Origin of the sequence: Kitasatospora sp. NPDC059571 (assembly GCF_042735675.1) — a bacterium.
Taxonomy (GTDB): Bacteria; Actinomycetota; Actinomycetes; order Streptomycetales; family Streptomycetaceae; genus Kitasatospora.
In genome coordinates this window covers 1-1066 of the sequence record NZ_JBHWBW010000447.1, presented here as the reverse complement: position 1 = coordinate 1066, position 1066 = coordinate 1, and the positions used below count along the sequence as shown (strand labels likewise).

1 protein-coding gene is annotated in these 1066 nt (G+C 70.3%); it reads left to right on the top strand.

Annotated elements, in window-relative coordinates:
• The first annotated feature begins 133 nt into the window (after positions 1-133).
• Complete coding sequence (nusG, locus tag ACFV0G_RS32425; protein ID WP_380555740.1) at positions 134-991, top strand: transcription termination/antitermination protein NusG; 858 nt, start codon at positions 134-136, stop codon at positions 989-991.
• Positions 992-1066: the final 75 nt, after the last annotated feature.

Below are 1066 nucleotides of genomic sequence, written 5' to 3'. Positions count from 1 at the left end.
GCGCCGCAGCCCGCCCCCCCCGCCCCGGGGGCGCGCGACCGGTCCGGCTTTCCGCGCCGACCGGGCGGGCCAGCTACCGTTGACTCGGTACTGTTGAGGTATCCGTTCATTTCCCAGGAAAGAAGCAGCGCCCGTGTCTGAGTCCCCCCTGTACGACGCCGACGAGACCGTCACTGAGGCGGATGTCGCGGCCGAGGCTGCCGACGCCGAGGCTGCGGAGCAGATCTTCGACGCCGCGGACGCCGACGAGGACGAGGTCGTGGCTGCGGACGAGGACGAGGCGGGCACGCCGGCCGAGGCCGCCGCGCTGCACGAGGTCTCCGACGCCGAGGCCGCCGCCGAGGAGGCCGTCGAGGCCGAGGTCGAGGCCGCCGACGAGGCGGAGAGCGACCCGGTGGCCGAGTTCCGCGAGAAGCTCCGCCTCGCGCCCGGCGAGTGGTACGTCATCCACACCTACGCCGGCTACGAGAACCGCGTGAAGCAGAACCTGGAGCAGCGCTCCGTCTCGCTGAACGTCGAGGACCGCATCTTCGAGTCGGCCGTGCCGCAGGAAGAGGTCGTCCAGATCAAGAACGGCGACCGCAAGACCATCCGCCAGAACAAGCTGCCCGGCTACGTCCTGGTCCGCATGGAGCTGGACGCCGAGTCCTGGGGCGTCGTCCGCAACACCCCGGGTGTCACCGGCTTCGTCGGCAACGCCTACGACCCGTACCCGCTGACGCTGGACGAGGTCGTCAAGATGCTCGCCCCCGACGTGGAGCGCGCCGCGGCCAAGGAGGCCGGCAAGGCGTCGCCCGTCCGCCCGGTCGAGGTCCAGGTGCTCGACTTCGAGGTCGGCGACTCGGTCACCGTCACCGACGGTCCGTTCGCCACCCTCCAGGCGACCATCAACGAGATCAACCCCGACTCGAAGAAGGTCAAGGGCCTGGTCGAGATCTTCGGCCGCGAGACCCCGGTCGAGCTGTCGTTCGACCAGATCCAGAAGAACTGATCCAGATCTTCGTCACCGGGGCGGGGCCGCGGCCCCCCCCCCGGGTCGTTTTTGCCCAGGGCCGGCTAAGGCGTT